Origin of the sequence: Promicromonospora citrea (assembly GCF_013004695.1) — a bacterium.
Taxonomy (GTDB): Bacteria; Actinomycetota; Actinomycetes; order Actinomycetales; family Cellulomonadaceae; genus Promicromonospora; species Promicromonospora citrea.
The window spans coordinates 1-5,285 of record NZ_JABEMG010000202.1 but is presented as its reverse complement, the minus strand read 5'-3'; the positions used below and the strand labels follow the sequence as shown (position 1 = coordinate 5,285).

6 protein-coding genes are annotated in these 5,285 nt (G+C 76.2%); 1 reads left to right on the top strand and 5 read right to left on the bottom strand.

The features are described from left to right. Positions 1–26 precede the first annotated feature (26 nt). Together HLB15_RS22120 and HLB15_RS22115 are read right to left on the bottom strand one after the other, a co-directional pair. Positions 27–833 (bottom strand): DNA-binding protein, encoded by an 807-nt coding sequence (locus HLB15_RS22120; protein ID WP_171108712.1) that lies wholly within the window; start codon positions 831–833, stop codon positions 27–29. 243 nt (positions 834–1,076) lie between these two features. Continuing rightward, entirely contained in the window at positions 1,077–2,288 is a 1,212-nt protein-coding gene (locus HLB15_RS22115; RefSeq protein WP_229785471.1) for an erythromycin esterase family protein, read from the bottom strand. A 64-nt stretch (positions 2,289–2,352) separates the two neighbouring features. Between HLB15_RS22115 and HLB15_RS22110 the strand changes: the two genes are divergently transcribed. Continuing rightward, positions 2,353–3,117: a TioE family transcriptional regulator gene (locus tag HLB15_RS22110; RefSeq protein WP_229785473.1), complete on the top strand. Its 765-nt coding sequence runs from the start codon at positions 2,353–2,355 to the stop codon at positions 3,115–3,117. Here the strand turns inward: HLB15_RS22110 and HLB15_RS22105 are convergent. The 3 genes from HLB15_RS22105 to HLB15_RS22095 all read right to left on the bottom strand — a co-directional run. Continuing rightward, positions 3,080–4,252: an RNA polymerase sigma factor gene (locus HLB15_RS22105; protein ID WP_229785475.1), complete on the bottom strand. Its 1,173-nt coding sequence runs from the start codon at positions 4,250–4,252 to the stop codon at positions 3,080–3,082. The genes HLB15_RS22110 and HLB15_RS22105 overlap by 38 nt on opposite strands. A 14-nt stretch (positions 4,253–4,266) precedes the next feature. Further along, positions 4,267–4,683, bottom strand: coding sequence for a YciI family protein (locus HLB15_RS22100; RefSeq protein WP_171108706.1), 417 nt, complete (start codon positions 4,681–4,683; stop codon positions 4,267–4,269). A gap of 183 nt (positions 4,684–4,866) precedes the next feature. Next, positions 4,867–5,285: tyrosine-type recombinase/integrase (locus HLB15_RS22095; RefSeq protein WP_249360516.1), on the bottom strand; the 419-nt coding region annotated here is incomplete at its 5' end.

The window sequence follows — 5,285 nt, the reverse complement described above, 5'->3', positions numbered from 1 at the left end:
CCGGCGAGGGACGGTCGCCCCGCCGCTCACGGCGCCCCCGCGAAGCGGTCTCCGGCAGCGGTGCCGGTGGCCTCGACGGGCACGCGCGCGGGCACCATCGCTGCCAGGAGCGCGGGGACGCCCGGGAGCACCACCTCGAGCCGCACCGTCGTGCGCACGAGGGACCCGCCCGCACCGCAGGGGTCGACGTCGCAGCGCACGTCCAAGCGCGCCGAGGCGGGATCCACCCCCTGGTCCTCCAGCGCGAGAGCGACCACCGCCTCGGCGTCGGCGCGGGCGCGGTCGGCGGTGACCGTGGCCGCGCGCTGCTCGGCGAGCTCGGCCCGCACGGTCTCGAGCTCGGCACGCGCTGCCGCCAGGTCCGCCTCGAGCCGCGCGGAGGCTGCCGCGGCGTCGGCCCGCTGCCGTTCGGTCTCGGCGCGCTCCTCCTGGGCCGCCCGGGCGTGCTCGCGTGCCGACTCCAGCACGGCACGCAGCTGGGCCAGCTCGGCGTCGGCCTCGTCCACGCGCGCGGCCAGCGCGTCCGCCTCGCCGACGACGGCGGTCAGCGCCTCGTCGGCCGCGGCGGCCTCCTGCTCGTGCTCGGCCCGCGCGGCCTGGACCGCGGCGCCCCAGAGGTTCTCCACGCCGCGCGTGACGAGGGCGGTGACGGAGGCCGGGAGCTCGGGCAGGACCTGCTCCTGCGCGCGGCGCTCCTCGCGCCACTCACGCAGGTACCGCGTCGCGGCCGCGTTCGAGCAGCCCGCGCGCTCGCGCACCGTCGTCACGGTCACCGGGGTGCCCTCCCCCGCCAGCTCGTCGGCCGCCTGGAAGACCCGTTCCTTGTCGCGCACGTCGTGGCTCCGTTCGTTCGTTCGTCCCTCTCGTCGCGTCTCGGCGACACGAGAAGGGAGTAGTCGTAGTAGTAGCGCGATACTACCCCTACTCGCGGGCTCACACACTGCGCACCCGCTTTCGTAGAGCGGGTGTGCAGAGTCGTTCGGATGTCGAGGATCCAGCCGTTTCTGCCGGTCGTCAGGCCCGGCCACGGGGCCTGGGTGAGCACATGGTGAGCACTCGCTGCACCGGCCGGACCGTCACCCGGCCACGACGTCGCGCACGAACAGGACGCCGTCCGTCTCGCCCAGGTGGTCCAGCGGCGCGTAGCCGAACCAGGACGACTCGCGCGGCACCGGCACGGACCCGAGGACGTCCGCGAGGCGGCGTGCGTCCACCAGACCGCGCCCGCCCGGCAGCGCCGTCCCCGGCAGGGCGTGCAGGGCGCCCTCGACCGTCTCGGGGGCGGGCGCCGCGACGCCCTGGTTCCCGACGGTGCCCACCGCGAGGGCCAGGTACCCGTACGCGTCGCCCAGGCGCGCGGCGACCTGGGCGCCCGCACCCCACCACCGCAGCCGGTCGTGCCCCCACAGGGTCATGTGGCCGGCGCCGCGACGCAGGTGGCTCGTGTGCGCCCACGCGAGCACCGGGCCGCGCTCGGCGAGGGCGAGGAGGTTGTCGGCCATGATCGTGTCGCGCACGCGCAGCAGCCACGGCATGCGCGCGTCCGACGGGTCGGCCATCCACGAGTGGTAGCGCAGCAGGGCCGTGGCGGTCCGGGCCCGGAGACGCGCGGTGTGCCAGGCCTCGCGCCCCGCCGCGGCGACCAGGCCGGGCGCGTCGGCGTCCAGGAGCGTGGCCAGGTCGTCGGCGACCCGTCGCAGCTCGCGGGCCTGCGCGGACCGGCCGACCGACCGGGCCGGGTCGACCATCGCGGCGGGCTCGGTCCAGGCGGCGTCCTCGCCCAGGAGGCGGTCGAGCTCGTCGGCGGTGCAGGGCAGCAGGCCGAGGTCGCCCCCGGCCGCGAGGAAGGCGTGCACCGCGGTCAGCGCGGCGCGCGGGCTCGCGGCCGCGTCGATCTCGAGCGGCCCGTCGACGCCGGCGAACCGGACGTGGTCCTGCGCGGGCCGGCCCGCGTTGAACGCACGCATCCAGCGCACCAGGTCACGGTTGCCCGGCAGCGAGCCCCAGCCGTGGCTCAGGCCCCGGGCGACGACGTTGTCGAGGTCGCCCGCGCCGGTGGTGACGTGCTCGTCGACGAGGAGGCCGCCCAGGCAGTCGGTCTCCAGCGCGATCGTGCGGTACCCGTGGTGCTTCACCAGCCCACGGAACAGGTCGTTGCGCAGCGCGAGCAGCTCGGGGGAGCGGTGCGTGGGCTCGCCGACGGCGAGCAGCCGGGGTGGGGCGGCCGGGAACAGCTCCAGGACGGCGGTCGGGTCGACAGGACGGACGAGGTCTGCGAGGCCGGTCATCATTCCCTCGACGGTATCGTTGAGGTCTCGGTGGAGACCTGGCGCGCCGGAGCGGGGGAACCTCGTGCGAAACCTTCAAACAGCGGTCCGTCTGCGGCCCGTCGACCTCGCGCGCGAGCACGGCCTGTCCACGCAGGCGGTGCGCAACTACGAGGCCGCGGGCATCCTGCCGCCTGCCGACCGCACCGACACCGGCTACCGCGCGTACACGCCGCGGCACGCGCAGGCGCTGCGCGTCTTCCTCGCCCTCCTGCCCGGCCACGGCCACGGGACGGCGGCGGCCATCCTGCGTGCCGTGCACGACGGCGACGAGGCCGGCGCCCTGCGGCTCGTCGACGAGACGCACGCCCAGCTGCTGGCCGACCGCCGCACGCTGCGCGCCGTCGAGGACGCGCTGCGCGGGCTGGAGCCGGACGCGCGGCGGGCGCCCCACCGCGGCGAGACGTTCATCGGACCGCTCGCATCCCGCCTGCGGATCCGCCCCGCGACGCTGCGGCAGTGGGAGCGCGCGGGCCTCGTGCGCCCGCGGCGCGACCCCGCCACCGGGTACCGCGTGTACGACGCCGCCGCCGTGCGGGACGCCGAGCTGACCCACCTGCTGCGGCGCGGCGGCTACCGGCTGGAGCAGATCGCGCAGCTCGTCGAGCAGGTGCGCACCGCGGGTGGGCTGGAGCCGCTGGCGGGCACGCTGGCCGGCTGGCACGACCGGCTGACCGTGCGTGGCCGTGCCCTGCTCGGCGGCGCGGCCGCGCTGGAGGCCTACCTGCGCCGGTACGGCTCGGACGGTCCGGTCAGCGGCGCTGCGCCCGCAGCCGCGCCGCCTGCCTGAGCAGGTGCGTGCGCTCGGCGGCGCTCGTGGCGTGGTCCGCCGCGGCCGTGTAGTGGCCGATCGCCCGCTCGACGTCGTCGGCGCGCTCGTGCAGGTGGGCCGCGACGGCGTCCCAGCGCGCGACCCGCCGGTCCACCGCGGCCAGGGCGGCGAGGCCCGCGCGCGGGCCGTCGACCTGCCCGACGGCCACGGCCCGGTTGAGCGCCACGACGGGACCCGGCGCGAGCGACGCCAGCTCGTCGTACCACTCGAGGATCTGGGGCCAGTCGGTCTCCTGCGCGGTGGGCGCGTCGTCGTGCAGGGCGGCGATCGCGGCCTGCGCCTGGTACTCGCCGAGGTGGTCGCGGGCCAGCGCGGCCTGGAGCACGTCCACGCCCTCGGCGATCATGGCCGTGTCCCAGCGGGTGCGGTCCTGCTCGTCGAGCGGGACGAGCTCGCCCGAGGCCGTGTACCGGGCGTCGCGGCGGGCATGGTGCAGCAGCATGAGGGCCAGCAGGCCCGCGATCTCCGGGTCGCCGTGCGCGGCGGCGAGCTGCCGGGTCAGGCGGATCGCCTCCTGCGCGAGGGACACCTCGCCCGTGAAGCCCTCGTTGAACATGAGGTACAGCACACGCAGCACGGCGCGCACGTCGCCGGGCGTCTCGAACCGCTGCCCGGAGACGGTGCGCTTGGCGCGGGAGATGCGCTGGGCCATGGTCGCCTCCGGCACCAGGAACGCCTGCGCGACCTGCGCGGTGGTCAGCCCGCCGACCGCGCGCAGGGTGAGCGCGATCGCCGAGGCCGGGCTGAGCGCCGGGTGGCAGCAGCGGCTGAGCAGCAGCAGCGTGTCGTCGGCCTGCTCGGTGGGACCGGGCGGCGGCTCGTCGGCGACGCGCTCCTCGCGCCGCCGACGGGCCGCCTCGGAGCGCTGCAGGTCGACCAGCTTGCGGCCCGCCACGCGCACGAGCCACGCCTTGGGGTCGTCCGGCGCGCCGTCGGGCCAGTGCCGTACGGCCTCGACGAGCGCCTCCTGCACGGCGTCCTCGGCCGTCGCGAAGTCGGCCCCGCGACGGACGAGGACGCCGAGCACCTGCGGCGCCAGCGTGCGGACCAGATCGGCGGCAGGGTCGGCGGCACGGTCGGTACGGCGGTCCACGGGATGCGCTCTGCTCACTCGATCGTGAAGTCCTCGCCGAGGAACGGGCGCACCTCGAGCCACTCGTGGATCGGGCGCCCGCCCGGCCCGGGGGCCGCGGACAGCTCGGCGGCGGCCTCGTAGGCCCGCTCCTGGGAGTCGACGTCGATGATCATCCAGCCGGCGATGAGGTCCTTGGTCTCGGCGAACGGACCGTCGGTGACCGGCGGCCGGCCCTCGCCGTCGTACCGGACGAAGGTGCCCTCCGGTGCGAGCGCCCCCTCGCCGACGAACTCGCCCGACTCGGTGAGCTTCTCGGCGAACCGCCGCATGTAGTCGATGTGCTCGGTGATCTCCTCGGGCGTCCACCGGTCCATCGGCACGTCGGTGCCGGGCAGCCACTCGGGGCCGCTGTTGCGCCGGTAGTGCTTGAGCAGCAGGTACTTCGCCATGGTGTCGACTCCTCCGTCGGGGCCCTCCGGGCCCGGTGTCGTGGACGCGCGTCCCGCGCCCTCGACCCTAGGACGGAGCGGCCGTCCTGTCCTCGACATCCGGCGCGCGACCCGCCGCCGAGATCTGGTGTTCGTGGCCAGATCTGGTCGTGCACCGCCAGATCTCGACGGACGGACCAGATCTCAGCGGGCCGCGCGGAGCGGGAAGCGGTGGATGGTCGCCACGGTGGGCGCCGTCGACTCGAACGCCGCGCTCATCGCGTCGCCGAGCTCGTCGAGGTCGTCCTCGAACAGGCCCGCGTACGTCGACAGGGTCAGCACCGGCGACTCATGCCCCAGCATCCGCTGGACGGCCTTGACGGTCGCGCCTCCGGAGATGGCCAGCGACGCGGCGGTGTGGCGCAGGTCGTGCAGGGTCAGGGTGTCGAAGTCCTCGGCGCCGGGTGCGAGCGTGGTGCGCGCCAGCGCGGCCAGCAGCCGGGTGCGGCTGACCTTCTCGCCGCGGGTCAGGTCGGCCCGGCGGGCGCGGTCGGCGTCGGCGACGAGGTCCCAGGTGCCGGGGTCGACGACGTCGGCGGGCTCGCGCCCCGCGGCGGACCGCA

Coding starts and splice junctions, on each gene's coding strand:
- HLB15_RS22115 (WP_229785471.1), bottom strand. CDS start 2,288: ATGACCGGCCTCGCAGACCTCGTCCGTCCTGTCGACCCGACCGCCGTC.
- HLB15_RS22100 (WP_171108706.1), bottom strand. CDS start 4,683: ATGGCGAAGTACCTGCTGCTCAAGCACTACCGGCGCAACAGCGGCCCC.